Source organism: Yoonia sp. I 8.24 (assembly GCF_022096995.1).
Lineage (GTDB): Bacteria > Pseudomonadota > Alphaproteobacteria > Rhodobacterales > Rhodobacteraceae > Yoonia.
On sequence record NZ_JACXGQ010000008.1, the window covers coordinates 87,396 to 106,403 of the forward strand.

The 19,008-nt window shown below is 53.7% G+C and carries 25 protein-coding genes; 9 read left to right on the top strand and 16 right to left on the bottom strand.

The features are described from left to right. Position 1: 1 nt before the first annotated feature. Genes flgH through Yoon_RS15330 form a run of 8 tightly spaced genes read right to left on the bottom strand, consistent with a single transcriptional unit; the run spans position 2 to position 4,005 of the window. Entirely contained in the window at positions 2 to 724 is a 723-nt protein-coding gene (flgH, locus tag Yoon_RS15295) for a flagellar basal body L-ring protein FlgH (RefSeq protein WP_238113366.1), read from the bottom strand. A gap of 9 nt (positions 725 to 733) precedes the next feature. After that, entirely contained in the window at positions 734 to 1,150 is a 417-nt protein-coding gene (flgA, locus tag Yoon_RS15300) for a flagellar basal body P-ring formation chaperone FlgA (protein WP_238113367.1), read from the bottom strand. Next, on the bottom strand, positions 1,147 to 1,932 hold the full coding sequence (gene flgG, locus Yoon_RS15305; RefSeq protein WP_238113368.1) for a flagellar basal-body rod protein FlgG: 786 nt from the start codon (positions 1,930 to 1,932) through the stop codon (positions 1,147 to 1,149). The genes flgA and flgG overlap by 4 nt, the downstream gene beginning before the upstream one ends. A 15-nt stretch (positions 1,933 to 1,947) precedes the next feature. After that, positions 1,948 to 2,661 carry a flagellar hook-basal body complex protein gene (locus Yoon_RS15310; RefSeq protein WP_238113369.1) on the bottom strand — a complete coding sequence of 238 codons (714 nt, stop codon included), beginning with the start codon at positions 2,659 to 2,661 and terminating at the stop codon, positions 1,948 to 1,950. Between the two features lie 2 nt (positions 2,662 to 2,663). Then, positions 2,664 to 2,930, bottom strand: coding sequence for a flagellar biosynthetic protein FliQ (locus Yoon_RS15315; RefSeq protein ID WP_238113370.1), 267 nt, complete (start codon positions 2,928 to 2,930; stop codon positions 2,664 to 2,666). After that, positions 2,930 to 3,211 carry a flagellar hook-basal body complex protein FliE gene (gene fliE, locus Yoon_RS15320; RefSeq protein ID WP_238113371.1) on the bottom strand — a complete coding sequence of 94 codons (282 nt, stop codon included), beginning with the start codon at positions 3,209 to 3,211 and terminating at the stop codon, positions 2,930 to 2,932. Before fliE ends, Yoon_RS15315 begins: the two co-directional genes overlap by 1 nt. An 11-nt stretch (positions 3,212 to 3,222) precedes the next feature. Next, a complete protein-coding gene (gene flgC, locus Yoon_RS15325; RefSeq protein ID WP_238113372.1) occupies positions 3,223 to 3,615 on the bottom strand; it encodes a flagellar basal body rod protein FlgC in 393 nt (130 codons plus the stop codon). A 9-nt stretch (positions 3,616 to 3,624) separates the two neighbouring features. Beyond that, positions 3,625 to 4,005 carry a FlgB family protein gene (locus Yoon_RS15330; RefSeq protein ID WP_238113374.1) on the bottom strand — a complete coding sequence of 127 codons (381 nt, stop codon included), beginning with the start codon at positions 4,003 to 4,005 and terminating at the stop codon, positions 3,625 to 3,627. 86 nt (positions 4,006 to 4,091) lie between these two features. Between Yoon_RS15330 and Yoon_RS15335 the strand changes: the two genes are divergently transcribed. After that, positions 4,092 to 5,447, top strand: coding sequence for a FliI/YscN family ATPase (locus Yoon_RS15335; protein ID WP_238113376.1), 1,356 nt, complete (start codon positions 4,092 to 4,094; stop codon positions 5,445 to 5,447). Positions 5,448 to 5,457: 10 nt separating this feature from the next. Here the strand turns inward: Yoon_RS15335 and Yoon_RS15340 are convergent, their stop codons facing one another. The 6 genes from Yoon_RS15340 to Yoon_RS15365 form a co-directional block, all read right to left on the bottom strand. Further along, positions 5,458 to 6,261 (bottom strand): DUF1217 domain-containing protein, encoded by an 804-nt coding sequence (locus Yoon_RS15340; protein ID WP_238113378.1) that lies wholly within the window; start codon positions 6,259 to 6,261, stop codon positions 5,458 to 5,460. After that, positions 6,258 to 6,662 (bottom strand): flagellar biosynthesis repressor FlbT, encoded by a 405-nt coding sequence (gene flbT / locus Yoon_RS15345; protein WP_238113380.1) that lies wholly within the window; start codon positions 6,660 to 6,662, stop codon positions 6,258 to 6,260. The genes Yoon_RS15340 and flbT overlap by 4 nt, the downstream gene beginning before the upstream one ends. After that, positions 6,662 to 7,036 (bottom strand): flagellar biosynthesis regulator FlaF, encoded by a 375-nt coding sequence (flaF, locus tag Yoon_RS15350; RefSeq protein WP_238113382.1) that lies wholly within the window; start codon positions 7,034 to 7,036, stop codon positions 6,662 to 6,664. The genes flbT and flaF overlap by 1 nt, the downstream gene beginning before the upstream one ends. A gap of 92 nt (positions 7,037 to 7,128) precedes the next feature. Next, positions 7,129 to 7,974, bottom strand: coding sequence for a flagellin (locus Yoon_RS15355; protein ID WP_238113384.1), 846 nt, complete (start codon positions 7,972 to 7,974; stop codon positions 7,129 to 7,131). 208 nt (positions 7,975 to 8,182) lie between these two features. Then, on the bottom strand, positions 8,183 to 8,524 hold the full coding sequence (locus Yoon_RS15360; protein WP_238113386.1) for a flagellar protein FlgN: 342 nt from the start codon (positions 8,522 to 8,524) through the stop codon (positions 8,183 to 8,185). Beyond that, complete coding sequence (locus tag Yoon_RS15365; protein WP_238113387.1) at positions 8,517 to 8,810, bottom strand: rod-binding protein; 294 nt, start codon at positions 8,808 to 8,810, stop codon at positions 8,517 to 8,519. The genes Yoon_RS15360 and Yoon_RS15365 overlap by 8 nt, the downstream gene beginning before the upstream one ends. A gap of 102 nt (positions 8,811 to 8,912) precedes the next feature. On the opposite strand from Yoon_RS15365, the gene Yoon_RS15370 reads away from it, so the two are divergent. After that, the gene (locus Yoon_RS15370; protein ID WP_238113388.1) at positions 8,913 to 10,196 is read left to right on the top strand and encodes a flagellar hook-length control protein FliK; all 1,284 of its coding nucleotides are present in this window, start codon (positions 8,913 to 8,915) and stop codon (positions 10,194 to 10,196) included. Positions 10,197 to 10,205: 9 nt separating this feature from the next. After that, positions 10,206 to 10,868, top strand: coding sequence for a flagellar hook capping FlgD N-terminal domain-containing protein (locus Yoon_RS15375; protein ID WP_238113389.1), 663 nt, complete (start codon positions 10,206 to 10,208; stop codon positions 10,866 to 10,868). Here the strand turns inward: Yoon_RS15375 and ubiB are convergent. Next, positions 10,865 to 12,394 carry a 2-polyprenylphenol 6-hydroxylase gene (gene ubiB / locus Yoon_RS15380; RefSeq protein WP_238113390.1) on the bottom strand — a complete coding sequence of 510 codons (1,530 nt, stop codon included), beginning with the start codon at positions 12,392 to 12,394 and terminating at the stop codon, positions 10,865 to 10,867. The two genes, Yoon_RS15375 and ubiB, sit on opposite strands and share 4 nt — an antisense overlap. Position 12,395: 1 nt before the next feature. After that, entirely contained in the window at positions 12,396 to 13,148 is a 753-nt protein-coding gene (gene ubiE / locus Yoon_RS15385) for a bifunctional demethylmenaquinone methyltransferase/2-methoxy-6-polyprenyl-1,4-benzoquinol methylase UbiE (protein WP_238113391.1), read from the bottom strand. Between the two features lie 92 nt (positions 13,149 to 13,240). On the opposite strand from ubiE, the gene Yoon_RS15390 reads away from it, so the two are divergent. The 6 genes from Yoon_RS15390 to dnaA all read left to right on the top strand — a co-directional run bounded on the left by Yoon_RS15390 (position 13,241) and on the right by dnaA (position 18,989). Next, positions 13,241 to 13,873 (top strand): hypothetical protein, encoded by a 633-nt coding sequence (locus Yoon_RS15390; protein WP_238113392.1) that lies wholly within the window; start codon positions 13,241 to 13,243, stop codon positions 13,871 to 13,873. Next, a complete protein-coding gene (mutM, locus tag Yoon_RS15395) occupies positions 13,873 to 14,724 on the top strand; it encodes a bifunctional DNA-formamidopyrimidine glycosylase/DNA-(apurinic or apyrimidinic site) lyase (RefSeq protein ID WP_238113393.1) in 852 nt (283 codons plus the stop codon). Before Yoon_RS15390 ends, mutM begins: the two co-directional genes overlap by 1 nt. Before the next feature lie 62 nt (positions 14,725 to 14,786). Next, a complete protein-coding gene (locus Yoon_RS15400; protein WP_238113463.1) occupies positions 14,787 to 15,563 on the top strand; it encodes an enoyl-CoA hydratase in 777 nt (258 codons plus the stop codon). A gap of 119 nt (positions 15,564 to 15,682) precedes the next feature. After that, positions 15,683 to 16,621 (top strand): type IV pili methyl-accepting chemotaxis transducer N-terminal domain-containing protein, encoded by a 939-nt coding sequence (locus Yoon_RS15405; RefSeq protein WP_238113394.1) that lies wholly within the window; start codon positions 15,683 to 15,685, stop codon positions 16,619 to 16,621. Between the two features lie 157 nt (positions 16,622 to 16,778). Next, complete coding sequence (gene rpsT, locus Yoon_RS15410; RefSeq protein ID WP_238113395.1) at positions 16,779 to 17,042, top strand: 30S ribosomal protein S20; 264 nt, start codon at positions 16,779 to 16,781, stop codon at positions 17,040 to 17,042. Between the two features lie 600 nt (positions 17,043 to 17,642). Further along, positions 17,643 to 18,989, top strand: coding sequence for a chromosomal replication initiator protein DnaA (gene dnaA, locus Yoon_RS15415; protein ID WP_238113396.1), 1,347 nt, complete (start codon positions 17,643 to 17,645; stop codon positions 18,987 to 18,989). Positions 18,990 to 19,008: the final 19 nt, after the last annotated feature.

Sequence of the window (19,008 nt, forward strand, 5' to 3'; positions counted from 1 at the left end):
GTCAAAATGGCAGCGTGCTTTCAAGCAGTTGCTGTCCATAGCGGGGCTGCTGCATGTCGGTGATCTGCCCGCGCCCCCCGTATGAAATGCGTGCCGAGGCGATTTTGTCGTAGGTGATTTCGTTTTGACGCGTGATATCTTCTGGGCGCACGTAGCCGGTGACAATGAGCTCGCGCAATTCATAGTTCACCCGTACTTCCTGCTGGCCGGTGATCGCGAGAACGCCGTTGGGCAGGACGTCCGTAATCGTTACGGCAACTCGCAGTGTCAATTTTTCGTTGCGGCTCACAGAGCCATCACCCGATGCGCTGCTATTGGAGCTTAAGTCGACAAAATCGGCCAACGAAGCCCCGTCAGGCAGTTGGGGATCAACGCGCTGTGGAATGCCGCCGAGTTGCGAGATGCCTGCCTGCTGTGACCCAGACCGGGACCGGGCAGAAGAGTTTGATATCTCAGCACTATCATCGATTTCGATCACGACAGTCATGATATCGCCGCGCTGCATTGCGCGCCGATCACCCAAAAGCGACCCGCGGTCGCGCGTCCAAAGCGAGGCTTGCGACGTCGGCCCAAGCCGCGTCGATGCAACGGGATCGGGCATGCTCGGGTTGAACATCGCTTGACGCTCTGCGGTGTGTTCAAGCGGGGTGAAATCGGGCGCGCGCCCAATTGGCGTGGTTGAACACCCTGCAAGACAAATCAACAGTCCTAGAATTCGGCGCATTGTCGTCTCCTAACGAGATACGTAGGCGGCGCCGTCAGCACCGATTTGGGCGGTGACGGTGCTACGTGAGCTGATGTTCATCACCCGAATGATGTCACCCGGCCCAGCCCGACCAAGCGCACGCCCTTCGGTGCTAATCACCAGACCGTGCTGGTTGTAATGGAGCGCAATGATTTGATTGCGTTCGACAACCGCGGGAAACCCAACGTCACCTGCCCGAATTGGACGGCCTGCGTATAGTGCAACGCGTGCTTCCATGCCGATTATCTCGTTTGGATCGGCGACGCCCCCTGGTATCGTGCGGCTGTTAACGATGATGTCTTCGGGCATGATCGTTGATTGTGCCGGGATCGTGCGTGCGGCCAAAACCGTTTCGGCGCAGACCGATGTTGTGAACAAGCAAATCGTCAGACAGAGCCGGATCATCGGATCTGGACCATTGAACTAAGCATTTGGTCTGCCGCCGTAATGACCTTTGAATTCAGTTCGTAACCGCGCTGGGCGGCGATCAGATCAGTGACTTCACGGACGGGATCGACCGAGCTGTTTTCAAGATACCCTTGCCGCAATGTGCCTAGCCCATCTTCGCCAGGCGTGCCCACAAGCGATGGACCGGACGCGGGCGTTTCGATAAATAGGTTGGACCCTACCGCCTCTAGCCCTTTGGGGTTGGTGAACCCGGCCATTGTGAATTGGCCGAGCAACTGTGGTTCCACTTGATCAGTAAAATAACCATACACTTCGCCCTCGGCGTTGATCGACAAAGATCGCGTATCGCTTGGGATTGTGATGTCGGGCACGACCGGGTAGCCGTCTGATGTGACGACTTGCCCATCGCCGGTCAGTTTGAGCCCGCCGTCACGCGTATAGGCAGAAATGCCAGATGGCATCGTGACCTCTAGGTAACCGTCACCCTCAATGGCGACGTCCAAATCACCGCCGGTTGCAGCGATTGATCCTTGTGAAAGCATCACAGAGACTGCGGTGGTCCGCACACCAAGCCCAAGCTGTACTCCGGTCGGCAGAGATGTCCCATCAGAGGCGTTTATGGTGCCGGGGCGTGCGACCTGTTGGTAATGCAAATCCGCAAATTCGGCGCGCCGGGCATTGTATCCGGTCGTGCTCATGTTCGCGAGGTTATTGGAAATTACCTCGACCCGTGTTTGTTGCGCCGACATGCCGGCGGCAGCGATTTCAAGTGCGCGCATGGTAGTCCTCCTGAGTTAGCGGATCGATTTAATGACGCCGCGAATGCGTTCGTGTTCGTTATCCAAGAAGCCTTGCCCCAGCTCATAGGCACGTTGGACCTCGATCATGCGGCTGACCTGCAAGATGGGGTTCACGTTTGATTCCTCTAGGAACCCTTGTAGAACCCGCCCATCGGGCGCCGGGGTAAATCCACCACGTGCGTCAAACAGTACGCCGCTTTCGCGAAACATCTGGTTGGGATCGTCAGGCGTTACGACTCCGACTTGACCGATTGGCTGTCCACCGGCGCTAACGGTACCGTCTGCGCCAATACCGATCGGACCCGCGCCTTGCGGGACAAAAAGAGGCGCGCCGCCCGCGTCAAGGACGGGGTGGCCGTCAGGGGTGACCAGATCACCGTTTTCATTGGGGCCAAACGCACCCGCACGTGTTAGGCGCTGGCCATTCGGTGTCTCAACAACGAAAAAACCGTCGCCCTCAATAGCGAGATCAAAGGTGCCGCCGGTTTGGGTTAAGCTGCCTTGAGTCATGATCGTGTCGCGTACGCGAGCGGTGGCCATCGATAGCGAACCCGCATCGGGACCAAGTGCGTTAATATGTTCGGAAAACATGACATCTTCGGCGCGAAACCCGGTTGTAGAGGCATTCGCGATATTGTTCGCGACGATCTGCATCTCACGCATAAGTCCGGACTGACGGGTGAGCGCGGCATATGAAGCGTTATCCATGATTAACCTCCGGCAATGATTGGGATTAGCGTGCCTTGAAACAAGCTGACAAGGGTTTCAGACATGTAGTTCATGGTAATCCAAAACGTGCCAATGATGGCTGCAAGCTTGGGCACGAATGTCAGGGTCATTTCTTGGATCGAGGTCAGCGCCTGAAATAGACCAACGATCAATCCAGTGACCAACGCGACCGTCAGGATTGGAATTGAAATGACAAAAGCTGTCCATAATCCATGCCTTAGCGTGTCGTAGAACAGCGCCTCGGTCATTAGACTGGCATCCGTAGAATTTCTTGATAAGCTTCGACAACCTTGTCGCGCACGGTCACCGCCGTTTGTACAGCCAATTCAGTTTGCGCAAGCGCGGTCACCAATGCATGCGGGTCAGCGTCGCCCGTCATTGCTTGCATGGCGGTGTTTTCGCTGGCCTTGAGAGTGGCCATAAAATCATTTGCTGCGCCGATAAAGGCATTTTCGCCGCTACCGGATTCTGGTGCTGTGGCGGTCTTGCTGGCCGCATAATTTTGCGCAACGAGTGAACTAATGTTCATCGGGATTCTCCTTATTTGCGTAATAGTTCCATCAGTGCGGATGACATTTGCCGCACTTGGTCGAACATTTTGAGGTTAGCTTCGTAACTGCGCTGGGCTTCACGGGCGTCAGCGACTTCGATCAGTAAATTGACGTTTGATCCGTCGAAATGACCGGTTGCGTCGGCGAGCGGATTTGACGGGTCATAGATTCGTGGCAGTGCCGTTTGATCAAGCTGTACCCGTCCGGTTTCCACGGCCCCCGTTGCATGACCCGCGTTGACGACCTCTTGAAAGGAAACGGTCTTGCGATGGTAGCCGGGCGTATCCGTGTTGGCGATGTTTTCCGACACGTGGCGTAGGCGATTGGCTTGGGCTTTCATACCGCTCGTAGCAACGGCCATGGCTTCACTAAAATCTGTCATGGCAAGCTCCTACATTTTGCCGAGACTAGTGCGGAGCACCGTCATAGCGTGGCGGTAGATTGAAATTGCTTTGTCGTGGTCCCGGCTGACCGAGACGGATTTCAGCAATTCATCCTCCAAAGCGACAGTGTTGCCGTTTGGGGATGGCTCTGCATCGGTTGTGATAACCTGCGTGGCAAAAATGTTTTCACCTGATGTCACATGGCCGGGCCGGGTGACTTGCAGTTGATGCGACGTGTTTTGCATAGCCTGTTCAAAAGGCAGAACATCTTGCGCACGAAATCCTGGCGTATCTGCATTTGCAATATTGCGGGCGACAACGGATTGCCGCGCACCTGCATGGCGCGCCATCGCTGCGGCCGTTTTGAAAAGATCTAAGGTTTCATGCACCGGGGCTTCTCCCACGTTTGGTTTCAACGAAGCATTAATGGTGATTCCTTAAGAAGAGGTTTGTGAGACAGTGAAGGGCGTAGAAAATGGCACAAAATATCCTTCAACAGATGACGATCGCGGTCGAAAACCTATCGGTTGTCCGGAATGTTGGACGTGTATTGGGGGTACATGGCGGTACCGTTCAGGTGGGCGGCGTGGGCGATTCGGCGACTGTCGGGGACCGTGCGCGCGTCTTTAGCGATACCCGCGAAATCGCCGGAGAGGTCGTCAGGCTCGATTCCAACGGCACTCATGTGCTGTTGGTCGGCGCGCTTGACGGGGTCTGTTTAGGGAACCGTGTTGTGTTTGAAAGACCGCCGGTTTTTGCGCCTGACGCGAGTTGGATTGGGCGGGTTATCGACCCAGACGGCCGCCCGCTCGATGGGGCGCCGCTATTACCTGGCACCGTGCCGCGACGTATGCGTGCCGACCCACCGTCGCCGCACCAACGACGCGCGATGGGGGCGCGGCTTGAAACGGGGCTCGCCGCATTTAATACGCTTCTACCGATCGTTCAGGGGCAGCGCATTGGGCTTTTTGCCGGGTCCGGGGTTGGGAAATCGACATTACTTGCCGATTTGGCGCGTGGGGTCACCGCGGATGTTATCGTGATCGCGCTTGTTGGCGAACGGGGCCGCGAAGTGCGTCATTTTGTTGAGGCCGTTTTGGGCGTTGAAGGAATGAAACGTGCGGTCATTGTGGCCGCAACATCAGAGCGTGCCCCGCAGGTGCGGCGGCGCTGTGCCTGGGCTGCAACCGCAGTTGCAGAGCATTTTCGTGACGAGGGCAAACAAGTTCTACTCATGATCGATTCTGTTACCCGGTTTTGTGAGGCTCATCGCGAAGTCGCCATCGCGGGCGGGGAGGTTGCAAATCTGCGAGGTTTTCCTGCGTCAACTGGTCCTGCGATTGCCGCACTGTGCGAACGGGCCGGGCCGGGCGCAGATGACGCAGGCGACATCACCGCAGTTTTTTCGGTTTTGGTCGCGGGGTCCGACATGGACGAACCGGTCGCAGATATGTTGCGCGGAGTGCTTGATGGTCATGTTGTGTTGGATCGCGAGATCGCAGAGCGTGGCCGCTTTCCGGCAATTGACGTGCTCCGGTCCGTCTCACGTTCACTTCCTGACGCGGCGACGCCCCAAGAAAATGCATTGATTGGCCAGGCGCGCGCGCACCTCGGCGCTTACGCACGTTCTGAGTTGATGATTCAGTCTGGCCTTTACTCCGCAGGGTCCGACCCCAAACTTGATGCCGCGATTGCCTGTGTACCGGCACTTGACCAGTTTTTGTCAATCAACGACGGGCGCGAGTCTTTAGCGCATTTTGCGAAGCTAAGGCAAGCAATGAACACTGCAGTGCACAAAATGAAGCAAGATGATTTAGGCGCAGGATCCTAGCCACGGCGCGCTAGTAAAACGAAGACGTCGATTGGAGCAGCGTCAGAGCAGTTGAACTGCCAGAGAACGAGGCGATATTTGCGGCCTCGGACCGGATCAGGAACATGCGAATAAGCTTCTCTTGTAGTTCGGGTTCCGCAAAATCGGCCAACTCATCTGTGCCAAACATAGATTCGGCACGCGTTTGGAAAATTTCTAACTGGCGTTCAAGATCAATACTTGAGCTGCTTTCGGGCAGCCCAAGTGCGGTTTGAAAAACGCTGCGCATCGGGGCATTACCCAGAATCGAGTACCATTGGCCGTCGCTTGTCGTGTTATTCGCGAGAATGTCGGAGACACCATCTTGAACGCTCATCGCGAGGCGTAGGTCGTTATCTTGTTCCCCAACAGCTTGTTGGAACTGACGTACCTCATAGCGGGCTATGATGTTTTCGGCGAACCCAGAGGTCTGGGTTGTCGGCGGCGTTTGGCCATCTAGCCCAAAGGCTGCACTAAAATCGGCGTATCGGCTGTCTGATAACCGGTTGGCAAGTGCATCATCTGATGTGGTGCCTTCCTCAAGGATCTTCCGGATGAAAAATTGGCTATTTACATCGTCGTCTAGGCCGTACGCGCCCAACGCGACCCGCAGCAGTCGCGGGTCATCAACCAGTTCTTCTGCAGTAGATATTGCCCCGATGTTTTGTGCGAAGTAGTCTGTATCGCGCACAATGGCCTGACCCTTTGAAAAGGTCTCTTGCTGTGTTTCCATGGTGCGATCGAGAAATATCCACCCGCTGTAGCCCGTATTGGGAAGGATTGGCTGAAACGTCATGCTGGGTTACCCGCAAGAAGTCGCGCCTCGCGAGGTAGTAAATTTCTGAGTGCTTTCAATGACCTATAAAAATCGTTTTTCGCGACCGCATTTGTGGCTGCATCAAGATGTTGGCGACTGTCCTCATCGCGCAGGGCTTGGCTCAATTGTTCGATGCCGCGCATCATTTGAAGGCGCGCGTCGGGCTCTTCTACGTCGCCTGACAGCACGAGTTGCGCGATATAGCAAACCCGCCTTACTGGGGTGTTCACTTCGTCCGGCCGGATTGCATCCCGCAATCGCAAAATATTCGCGTTGGGTGTCAAGATCGACAGGCGGCTTCGTCGGTCGCCGTTTTCGATGACAGCGCCGTTTACCAGCACGCGTTCCTTTGGGTTTAGCTTGAGAACAAGACCAGACATTACGTGGCCCCCCGTCCATTGAGACCGCGTAAGACTGCAGTGTTAATGTCAATCAACGCGCTGACATCTGCTTCGCGGCGCAAGACGCGGCGGCTATGATGTTCTGTGAACTCTGCAAGGTAGAAAATTTGTGCGCGTAACTTGCTGGGAAGCGCGTTTTCGTTGCCAGAGACGTCAACAGCCAATGTTGTCCACATACGGCGGTTATCGTGAACAGCGCTTACGAGACCCGAGAAGTTGTCTGCCTGATGAGACCCTGCCACGCGCAGTCTTGCTGTGACTTGGCTGACGAGCTGCGCTTCGACAGAGCGGTTTGTCCTGATAGAGATTTGTGTTGGGGCATATGCCTGCCGAGCTTGATCGATGACGTTCACGTGATGTCCTTCCGGCACGAATTCGAACGAGACGCGGGTTTTCCGCGGCGAATTGTACGTTGGCGCCACTTTTACGGCGCCAACGCATTATTTTACCGGAACAGCGACAGGATCGTCTGTGGTGCTTCGTTTGCGATCGACAGAGATTGCACACCGAGTTGCTGCTGTACTTGCAACGCTTGCAGGCGGGCTGATGCTTCTTCCATGTCAGCATCGACCATTGTGCCGATCCCAGATTTCAACGCGTCGGACAATTTGCTGACGAAGTCATTCTGGCTGTCGATACGTTTCGCCGAAGCACCCAAAGCCGCAGCACCGTCAATGGCCGTTGTGAGGAAGACTTCAAGTTCACCCAATGCTGTGGCGGCGGTGGCGGTATCAGTGATCGCAGTAAGGTTACTTACAAGATCAACATTGGCTTCAAAATCAACGCTATCGACGGTGATGAGCGTTGGCGTTGGCGCTGCTGTCCCGACACGGTCAAGCGAAGACAAAACGTTCAGCCCGGTGCCGCCATTCCCGTCGACATCTGTTGCCAATAGGTTGGCGCCGTTAAATTGTGACGCAGCGACGACCGAAGCGATCTGCGCGGCCTTTTCATCCATATCGGCCTGGATTTTGGTAAAGTCTACGTTTTCAGATTGTCCCGCAACCGCCAGTTCCTTCATTTCTTTGAGCGTCTCAACGATCTGTTCTGCACCTGCAGAGGCAACCGCGACGGTAGATTCGCCGAGAGCGAGGCTATCTGAAATGGCTTTGAACCCGGCCACGTCGGATTCCATGACCTTTGAAATCGCCCAGATGGCGGAATTGTCTTTCGCAGAGGAAATTTCTTGACCGGTCGAGATCATCGACTGCGTCTTTGAAAGATCGTTATTGATTGATTTAAGCGTTTGTAGCGCAACCATTGCGCTGTTGTTTGTCAGAATACTGGACATGTTTCATGGTCCTATTTGATGGGCGCTTTTGCGCCGGGTTTATTCAGGAAACCGTGGAATATTCCACGGAATGAAACGTCATTCTGACGATATATGCTGCGCCGTATTGGGTGGGCAGTTAGCCGTTTTGGCGGTGTCGCTAAGTGACCAAACTTCGATAAACAATGCGTTAACGCCGGTCACTGAAAAGCCGAAAATTTGATCCAATTTAAGCTTTCTTTTCGATTGCAGGTTGATGCATTGCAACGGTCGCCATTGCCCCGGATTCATCATAAACATGTAGCCCCGAGCGCACGTTCTGCAGCGCACCAATACGGTTTCGCGCAGATTTAATCCCAGCAATTGCAGCAGCAAACAAACGCTGATTTTCAGAGAGCCCACGGCGAATCGCTTGCAGGTTTGCTGTCGTGGGTTGCCGGTTTTCAAGGTCTTGAAGCTGCGCCGATTTTGTTTCTTCGAGCGCAAGGAGCAAGTGGAATTTTCCCGATAGGAGCGCGGCACGTTCCTTCTCAAGTGTCGTAAAAAGTGACGTGACAACAGAATCATGCATGCCATTTTGCTTTCATTGCCTCAAATAAAGCCTCGGCAAGGCCGATCCCCCCCGATTTTACCATCTCATTTGCCTGAGCTTCGCGCAGGAACGATCCAAAGTGTTCTTCTCCAGCACCGCCTCCGAACGCGTTGACTTGGGTGCCAAGCCCAGTGGATTTTAGCATTTCGGCCAAAAACGATACCTCAAGTTGCTGCGCGGCCGCATGCAGTTTCGCATCGTTTTGTATGTAGTCAGGCAAGGTGGGCGCCGGTCGGGGGGCAGGTAACACTGGCGTGGTTGTCATCGGGTTCTCCGTAAATTTTTTTCACCTTGCCAGCGATCGGTAAACAATCAGTAAGTATTTGCGGCGAAAAAGAGCGGGTAAATAAATTCAATCGGAGAGCCGATGATACCCGTCTTGCAGCCAGAAGCGGCCAATACCATTGCGCTGACCCCAACCCATGGCGAACCCCTTGCGGTTGCTAATGAGGCGTTGACGTTCGCCGACTTGTTAAATGGGCTTACGGCGGGTGAAGGTGGTGAAGATACGGAACAGGCCGAGGTTGCCGTTGCGCCAGAGGCGGCCGAGATCAGCCTAGATCAGGATGATGATATTTCGCTTGGTGAAATATTGGGCGCGGTTGCGCATCCGATGCCGCCAAACATGGGGCGCGGTGAAGGACAGCAAATTGAGGTCAAGCCTGCTGCCAGTTCTGCGCCCATTGAGAATGGGCCAATTTCGCGAGACGGTATTGCCATAAAGACTCCGCCGAATGAGGCACCTGAGACACATGAACGGCTTGTCCTTGAAAGACAGCTAATACTTTCGGCAGAGCAATCGGTTACGCGCAGGGTTAAGGACATTCCACAAACTGTGGCCGGGCCGCAAACTGATCCGCAAGATACGTTAAAGATGGTGCGCGACGGTCGTTTTGATACACAGAAAACATCACCAATTGAGGGACTGGAAGCCCCAAAAACAGTGCAAGGGGCCGGTCTAGACGCGTCAAAACTCACGCAGATCAAACCCGAACAGGGTCAGAATTCACCGGTGGCGGATCAAAGCCGACCTGTATCAAGGCGGCAGTTGCAGGAATTGGCCCCAGCTTCGCAAAATGATCTTGTCTCACGCGCGGCTCATCCCGCAATGACGGCACCTATTGTCGCGGCATTTCAACGAGAAACGCCTACTGCATATGTTCCCGCAGTGCCTACCGAAATTGAACCTTTGTTTGTCGCGCATGCAGATCGCGCGGTGCAGACCCAAGCGCTTGTAAGCCAGCCGTCGGTGTCAACGCAGGTCGATACGGCGCGTCATGTTGCATCGCAGATCGCTGTTGCAGTGACAGAGCGGGCAGGCCGCCCCACCGAAATCTCGCTTAACCCCGAAGAGCTGGGGCGCGTGCGAATGACAATGTCCGTGATCGATGCGGCCATTACATTGACTGTCTCCGCAGAGCGCCAAGAAACAACGGACCTTCTGCGCAAGCATATTGAGACGCTGAGCCAAGAGTTTCGGGAACTTGGTTACAATGACATCTCGTTTTCCTTTGGGCAGCGTGAAAATGCTTCGCAGTCGGAGCAGCGTGAAACTGACGGTTCATATGATCAAGCCGACGATGCCGAAGAGGTCTCAGTTCAGCAAGAAATTCAGATCGTAGGCACAAGCGGCTTGGATATCAAACTATAGGAGCCTTCCATGGAAATAACCGACACGACACAGACTACTGCGACAACGGCCACGTCGTCCGCCGCGACGACAACCGGTATCAGCGCGGATTTTGAAATGTTTCTCAACATGTTGACGGTGCAAATGCAAAATCAGGACCCGCTCAATCCGGTCGATTCAACCGATTATGCGACGCAGCTTGCAACCTTTTCGGGGGTTGAACAGGCGGTAATGACAAATGACCTGCTCAAAGCGCTGAGCGCGCAGTTAACGTCAGGCGGGCTTGCCGATATGGCAGCTTGGGTTGGCAAAGAAGCGCGCGCCGCGACACCTGCGTATTTTGATGGCCAGCCCGTCACATTGTCACCGAACCCAGCGGCACTCGCTGATCATGCCGAAGTCGTCGTGCGCAATGAGTTGGGGGTTGAGGTGCAGCGTTTTGAGGTTCCGATCAGTGCTGATCCGATTGAATGGGCAGGTGTGGATACAGGCGGCTACCCATTCGCAGATGGGCTCTATTCTTTCGAACTGACGAGCTCACTTGATGGTGAAATTCTGACCCAAGACGCGGTGGAAGTGTATAGTACCGTCACCGAAGTACGTGCGCAGGCAGGCGAGACGATACTGATCCTAGAAGGTGATGTCGCCGTTGCGACATCGCAGGTCAGCGCGTTGCGTGATCCGGAAGCCTAAAGAACCGCACTGATCCATACCCCAAACCCGACGAGCCCAGCACCAAGAAGCATCCATTTTATGCCATCGGCGATCGTGTTTTGCGCAGGGGGGGGCGTTGGGTTGTTACGGCGGATCAGGGCCTCTTCGGCGATGCGGGGCAATTGCGGTCCAAACCGGGACAAGATCATCATGGTTTTGCCGAGGTCACGCAGCAGTGCTTTTGGCCCAATGCTCTGCTTTATGTAGTTTTCGACAACGGGCTTAGCATCTTGCCAAATGTTCATATGGGGATCGAGTGACCTGGCGACACCTTCAACAACAACCATGGTTCTTTGTAGCAAAATCAATTCGGTACGGGTTTCCATGCCGAAACGTTCGGTCACTTCAAAGAGATAATTCAATAAGCGGGCCATAGAAATATGGCTGGCATCCATTCCAAATATCGGCTCGCCCACAGCGCGCAACGCACGGGCAAATTCGTCGACATCTTGGTCCGCCGGAACATAGCCGGCTTCGAAATGGACCTCGGCAACGCGCTGATAATCCTTGCGAATGAACCCAAAGAGGATCTCGGCGTAGACCCGGCGGGTGTATTCATCAATCCGCCCCATGATCCCAAAATCATAGGCAATGATATCGCCGTTCGCAGCGACTTTTAGATTGCCTTGGTGCATGTCGCCGTGGAAAAAACCGTCGCGCAACGCTTGGTTAAGAAACAGCTGCAGCACCCGTGTGGCAAGAACACTGCGGTCAAGGCCGGCAGCGTCAAGCGCTGAATTATCGCCAATACTCGCACCTTCCGCCCAATCAAGCGTCATCACACGACGGCTGGACAGGTGCCACCGTATCCGCGGCACTTGAAAGCCTTCGTCACCTTCGGTGTTGGTCGCGAACTCTGCCGCGGCAGAGCTTTCCAACCGCAAATCCAGCTCGCCCATCACAATGCCTTCGAAATGGGTGACCACATCTATGGGGCGCAAGCGCCGCGAAGATGGGGAAAGAAACTCGATCGCGCGGGCCGCAAAGTAGAAGGCGTCGATGTCTTTGCGAAACGCTTTTTCGATGCCGGGACGCAGGACCTTTACGGCGACGGCTTCGCCGGTGTCTGCCAAATGTGCTTTGTGGACTTGGGCCAATGATGCGGCGGCGACGGGTTCCGAAAATGTAGTGAACAGATCATCGGTTGATGCGCCTAGTTCACTTTGGATCGCGGCCTTAGCCGCAGCCATTGAAAACGGCGGAAGCTGGTCCTGCAAGACCCGTAGTTGTTGCGCCATATCGTTGCCGACCACATCCGGGCGAGTCGAAAGAACTTGGCCAAATTTGATATAGGCGGGACCAAGTGCTGTCAGTGCCCTTGTCGCGGGGGGCATCGACATATCACCCTTGTAGCCAAGCCATTGAAACGGCCAGACCAAAACACGCAACGCGATACGCAGAACCGGCCCCGCGTCTAATGCGTCCAGAACAACCTTCATCGCGCCCGTTCGTTCAAACGTCGCACCCGTTCTGACCAGGCGGATAATGTTGTGAGGTCCGCGCATATTACAGTTTCCAGCCTGAATGCAGCGCCGCAATGCCTAACGAGAGGTTGCGATATTTCGCATTTCCAAAGCCCGCAGTGCGTAGCATCCCCAAGAATGTGTCTTGGTCAGGGAAGTTGCGGATCGATTCGACGAGATATTGGTAACTATCACGGTCGCCCGCAATCAGCTGCCCCATGCGTGGGATGACGTTAAACGAATAGGCGTCATATGCGGCCTGCATCATCGGATTCGGCAGTTGGCTGAATTCCAGAACCATCAAACGTCCGCCTGGTTTGAGCACACGGTAAGCTTCGTTCAGCGCTTCTTGGGGGCGGGTCACGTTGCGAATGCCAAAGCTGATTGTGTAAACGTCAAATGTGTTGTTATCAAAAGGCAGGGCCATCGCGTCGCCGACAACCCAGTCCAGGCTGTCTGACATGCGTTCGGCTTCTGCGCGTTTGCGGCCCTCGACCAGCATGGATTCGGTAATATCAAGCACGGTCGAATGCCCGTGCCCGGCGCGTTTCAAGAAGCGGAACGAAATATCGCCCGTTCCACCCGCCACATCTAGCAGCCGTTGGCCGGGACGCGGCGCCAACCAATCCATCATCGCGTCTTTCCAAACGCGGTGGATGCCCACGGACATCACATCATTCATGATGTCGTATTTGCTTGCCACTGACGAAAACACGCCTTGCACGCGGCCTGCTTTTTCGCCTTCTGGTACGGTTTCGAACCCAAAATGGGTGGTTGTCTCTGGCTTGCCGGTCATGTCAATCTTTCGCCCGAATACTGTCCCAAATGGGTTATACGCAGTTGAGGCAATAGACAAACTGTCAATCTGCCACGGGGGACCGAACAACCATGCTGGGATCATTTTTTAGCGTTTTTGGGATCATTTTTTGGGTGGTGGTGCTTGGCGGGGGCTATTACCTATGGTTCCGTTTCAAAAAACGGGCGAACGGCCTCACCAACGTGCGCGACAGCAGCGGCCGCGAGGTTACCCAAACTCGGCTTGCTAAGACACAATTGGGTAATCTGCCCACTGATATTAGTTTAATCGCGGGTGTTGGAAAAAACGCCGCGCCGCAGCAGTCGCTAAATGAAACGGTTTTGCATCCGACAATTGGGTTGCGGCTGATCAGCCTTGGGGTGAGCGGGACACTGCTTTGGATGGTTTGGCTAAACGGCGCAGATTATGTGCCTGATGCCCCCTATCTAAAAGAGGTCGTGAGCGCAGTTGTTGCTTATAGCCTGCTGTATACGAACTTGTATGAACTTCGTTACGACCAGCATGGGGTTATTCACAAAGATTGGTTTTTCCGCGAGGTTGATTTTGCGTGGCGCGATATCGTCTCGCTGCGTGACAACGGGCACTACGCGTATATTGTGCGCACGGCAGATGGAAAGAAAGTCGAGGTGTTGAAATACCTTATCGGCATTCGCCCGTTTCTGACCTATGCGCACGCGCAAATCGAAAAGAACAGTGAGTCATAATGCCCGAACTGCCCGAAGTGGAAACCGTCAAAGCTGGGATTGCTCCTGCGATGGAAGGCCAAATGATCGTGGCCGCGGATGTGAACCGCCCTGATCTGCGCTGGCCGTTTCCTGAGAATATGGCGACGCGGTTGAAAGATACCCGTGTTTTGGGCCTAAGGCGGCGATCAAAATATATTCTTGTGGATTTGGATAGCGGTGAAACGTTGCTTATCCACTTGGGCATGTCGGGCCGGATGCTGGTGTCTGGCGTGAAAATCGGAGAATTCCATCATTCGCACCCCGTGCCTGCCAAGCATGATCATGTTGTGCTGCATATGGAAAACGGGGCGCGGGTGACATTTAACGATGCGCGTCGTTTTGGGGCGATGGACCTGTTGGACACGGCGGCCCAAGAGGACCACTGGTTAATCCGCGATATTGGCCCGGAACCTTTGGGCAATGCATTTGACGAAACATATCTGATTGACCGGATGAAGGGGAAGAATACCGCAATCAAAACCGCCCTACTTGATCAACGAATCGTCGCGGGACTGGGCAATATCTATGTCTGCGAGGTCCTCTTTCGTGCCGGCATTCACCCCAAACGCAAAGCAGGACAAATTAGTGCCCGCCGCATCGCTACTCTGGTGCCGTTAATCAGGGATGTCCTCTCCGAAGCAATCGCCGCTGGCGGGTCATCTTTGCGCGATTTTCGACAATCCGACGGTGAGTTGGGATATTTTCAGCATGTTTTTCAGGTCTACGGACAAGAGGGGAAATCATGCGTAACACCAGAATGTCAAAAGACAATTCAGCGAATCGTGCAATCGGGACGCTCAAGTTTCTTTTGCCCGCAATGCCAAAGATAGCTTGCACCGTTTTCCCCCTTTGCTAAGCACTAAGACAATTCGTGGTTACAGAAAGCACAAGCATGGCCTTTGAAATGATCATTGTAGACATCAGTGATGCAATTGCGACAATCACATTGAACCGTCCCAATGCGATGAATGCCCTGAACGGGCCGTTGTTGCGTGAACTCTGCACGGCGCTGGAACAAGCTGACGCAAACGACAAGGTGCGCTGCATCATCATCACCGGATCAGAGAAAGCTTTTGCCGCTGGCGCCGATATTTCTGAAATGTCGGACAAAAGTTTTGTTGATATGTACACGACGCGCTTTTTCGAGAGCGAAACCACCCGTTTTAACAACACACGCAAGCCAATTATTGCGGCTGTTGCTGGTTATGCGCTGGGCGGTGGCTGCGAATTGGCGATGATGTGTGATTTCATCCTTGCGGCGGATAACGCTAAATTTGGGCAGCCTGAAATCAATCTTGGTGTCATCGCAGGCCTTGGCGGAACGCAGCGGTTGACGCGTTTTGTCGGCAAGGCCAAGTCGATGGAAATGCATCTGACAGGCCGCTTTATGGATGCGCAAGAGGCAGAAAGCAGCGGGCTTGCGAGCCGCGTGGTTCCCGCAAAAAAACTGATGGCCGAAGCACGCGCGACCGCAGAGAAAATCGCGGAGAAGTCCCAAATTGCCGTGATCGCCGCCAAGGAAGCCGTGGATCGGGCTTATGAAACGACCTTGGCTGAAGGTTTGCGGTATGAACGGCGGTTGTTTCAGTCGTTGTTTGCGACAGAAGACCAGTCCGAAGGCATGGCCGCCTTTCTTGAAAAGCGTGAACCCCAATTTCGCGACCGTTAAAGTTTTAACTAAACTGGAGGTTGCCTTATTGATGACGTTTTCCACCTAAACCATATCTTTATAATCGAATCGAGCGAGTTCAATGGCTTGATTAGTGGAAGTATTAGGAAAGGGAAGACATGTCATATTTTGGGGCACCCATTTTGCCGGCCGCTTCGGTCTCGTTGTCGGTTCTTTTGCAGACAGGTGATGCCACCGCCGATCAATTCTTGGACCATTTTATTCAGATCGAACAAACGGCCATTATTTCGGACTATGGTGCGGCGAATCGTGTTGTCGCGGCAGATCTTTTGCGAACTCTTTCACAAGAGATACCCGCCGCTGTTTGCTACCTTTCGCATGATGTGGACGTCGAAGAAGCACGCGAATTGCTTAGCGCTAGTATCGCGCATTTTGATCTTGCGATCGTCGCTTTGCGCGATGGAAATGAGAACCTTGGTATTATCGGCGCAGAGCGTTTACCGCAGGTTGTGCGTGAAATTAATGAGTTGATCCACGTGTGGGAGCCCATTCATGATGCTGCCATAAGCGTATTGAATGAACCTCGCGATCTTGATGCGGCGATGCTGGTCTATGCTTCAGCTGACCCAATGCTGGATGCGACCTATCATCTATTGGTAGAAATCGAGGCCGAATACTCTAACCCGGTCGAACTGCTGCAATCTGATATGCTTAATCTTGAAGTGTCGGGGCGCATGGCAATGTTTACTCAGCGTATTGCATATGAATCTTGCCGGACATGGGCTGGCGAAGGTAACGAAGAAATGGTTGCAGATTTGCATAAAACGATTGGGCATTTTGAAGCGAGCATGGAGGGGTTAACCAACGGGCTTCCTGAGCTCGGCCTGCGCCCAGCGCCGACACCTGAAATTGCGGCGTCGCTCGATGAAATCGCGCAAGACTGGTCTGATATTCGTAGAATTTTGGACGCCGTGTCGGCGGGCGAGACAACAAGTATTGAAGACCGGACTGCGCTCTATCATTTGTTAGCGGTGAAGCTGCACAAAATCGAAGAGCTAGAGGAATTGTATCAGGACTATTCAAAGCGGGTGTATTGATCTTGTAAATTGGCGTTGCATTGTTGATGAAAGTGGCCTATGCGCTGCGGCGTACATGCGCGTGAGGCCCGCTTTGGCCAGAACAACCGGTTCTGAACCCGGTCGGGGCTTATTGCGCTATTGAATTTTAATTTGACCCGACGAAGGGAAAGACCTCATGGCAAATACACCACAAGCGAAAAAACGCGCTCGTCAGAACGAAGCACGTTTCGCAGTCAACAAAATGCGCCGTTCACGTATCCGCACATACCTGCGTTTTGTTGAAGAAGCGATTGCATCTGGCGACAAAGACGCCGCAACCGCAGCATTGAAAGCGGCACAGCCAGAATTGATGCGCGGTGTCACAAAAGGCGTTGTTCACAAAAACACAGCCGCGCGCAAAATCTCGCGCTTGGCGTCACGTGTGAAAGCGATCGCATAAGCATTCTGATTCTATACCGCCTTGGCGGATTTTTGCTAAAAGACGCGTCCGTAACAGGGCGCGTCTTTTTTTGCGCAAGTGTTGTGTTTTTGCGCTTAATTTCTCCGATTTTCGCGGACAGATAGATTCTTTTCACGCAATCTTAGAGTCAAGGACGATGTTGTGTTGAAGCCTCGGCAAAGAGCTTGCTAGTTTAGCTGAGCGATTCACATCGTTCCGGGGGGACATGAGGGATTGGCAGTATGTTGGTGCAGAATAGCTTTGTTTTTCTGCGCTAAATTGTACTGTCACAAATCTCATGCTGCGCTGGCGGGTGCTACATCATTCTTTGTAGCTACCGCAAACAACGCAGGTCTGCACGGTTATCAAAGGCTGCTCTTTGGTGATCTTGTCGGTTATGTTGCCTTGTCTGCCGCTCAGGCGTCTTGCTGCCAAATTTGCTTGGCATGTAAGCGTCCAGGCCTATGAAATTGACAAACAAGACTTGTTTAAGTGGGGACACGCTTAAGCACAGGTGATCTTTTGTCTTTTGAAACATGTGGATCGTTTGGGGCGCTTGCCTCAAAGGTGGCGACATGTGTGTGGGGACATATATCTAAGATGACGAACGAAACTTGGGCAAAAGTGCAATCAACCTTAAAGGCGGCACTTGGGGTGAACAATTTTTCAAGCTGGATTGAACCGCTTGCCTTTTCAGATATTTCAGCAGGCGTGATGACATTTCACGTGCCAACAAATTTTATTGGTAACTATGTTTCGCAAAATTTTGGCGACCAGATTATCTATCACATGAACCAGACGGGCGCCTCCGTTCGGCGGCTCGAATTTGCGGTGCCTGCGAAAAGCGCACCTGCTGCGGCAGCCCCCAAAGCTACCCCCGCGCCAAAACCCACGGCGACGGCTGACATTTCTGGCGCGCCGCTGGATCAGCGGTTTACCTTCGATACTTTTGTCGTCGGCAAACCCAATGAATTGGCCCATGCGGCCGCGCGCCGTGTGGCTGATGGCGGTCCGGTGACATTTAACCCCTTGTTTTTATACGGTGGCGTCGGGCTTGGTAAAACCCACCTGATGCATGCCATTGCGCATGAACTAAAACAGCGTTCGCCCGAACTAAACGTGCTGTACCTGTCAGCTGAACAATTCATGTACCGTTTCATCACCGCTCTGCGCGAACGCAAAATGATGGATTTTAAACAACTGTTCCGGTCGGTTGACGTGCTGATGGTCGATGATGTGCAATTCATTGGCGGCAAAGACAGCACCCAAGAAGAGTTTTTTCACACGTTCAACGCGTTGGTTGACGGCCAAAAACAGATCATCATCTCGGCTGACCGCGCGCCTGGCGAAATCAAAGATCTTGAAGAGCGGATTAAATCACGCCTGCAATGTGGCTTGGTCGTGGATCTGCACCCAACCGATTACGAACTGCGTTTGGGCATCCTGCAGTCGAAGGTCGATGTATACGCCGCGCAGTACCCTGATCTTGAAATCGCACCGGGTGTTCTGGAATTTCTAGCGCACCGTATTTCAACCAATGTCCGTGTGCTCGAAGGTGCGCTGACCCGCCTTTTCGCATTTGCTTCGCTTGTGGGGCGCGAAATCACGCTGGAACTGACGCAAGACTGCCTATCAGATGTGCTAAAAGCTTCTGATCGCAAGGTCACCGTCGAAGAAATTCAGCGTAAGGTTTCCGAGCATTACAACATCCGCCTGTCTGATATGATCGGCCCCAAACGTGTGCGCAACTATGCACGTCCACGTCAGATTGCGATGTTCTTGGCAAAACGTATGACCAGTCGGTCATTGCCTGAAATCGGGCGTCGATTTGGTGGGCGTGACCACACAACTGTCATGCACGGCGTAAAGCGGATCGAAGAGTTGAAAGTCACCGATAGCCAAATCGCGGATGACCTTGAACTGCTGCGGCGCGCGCTCGAAGAGTAACCTAGCTTGACGCGGCTGT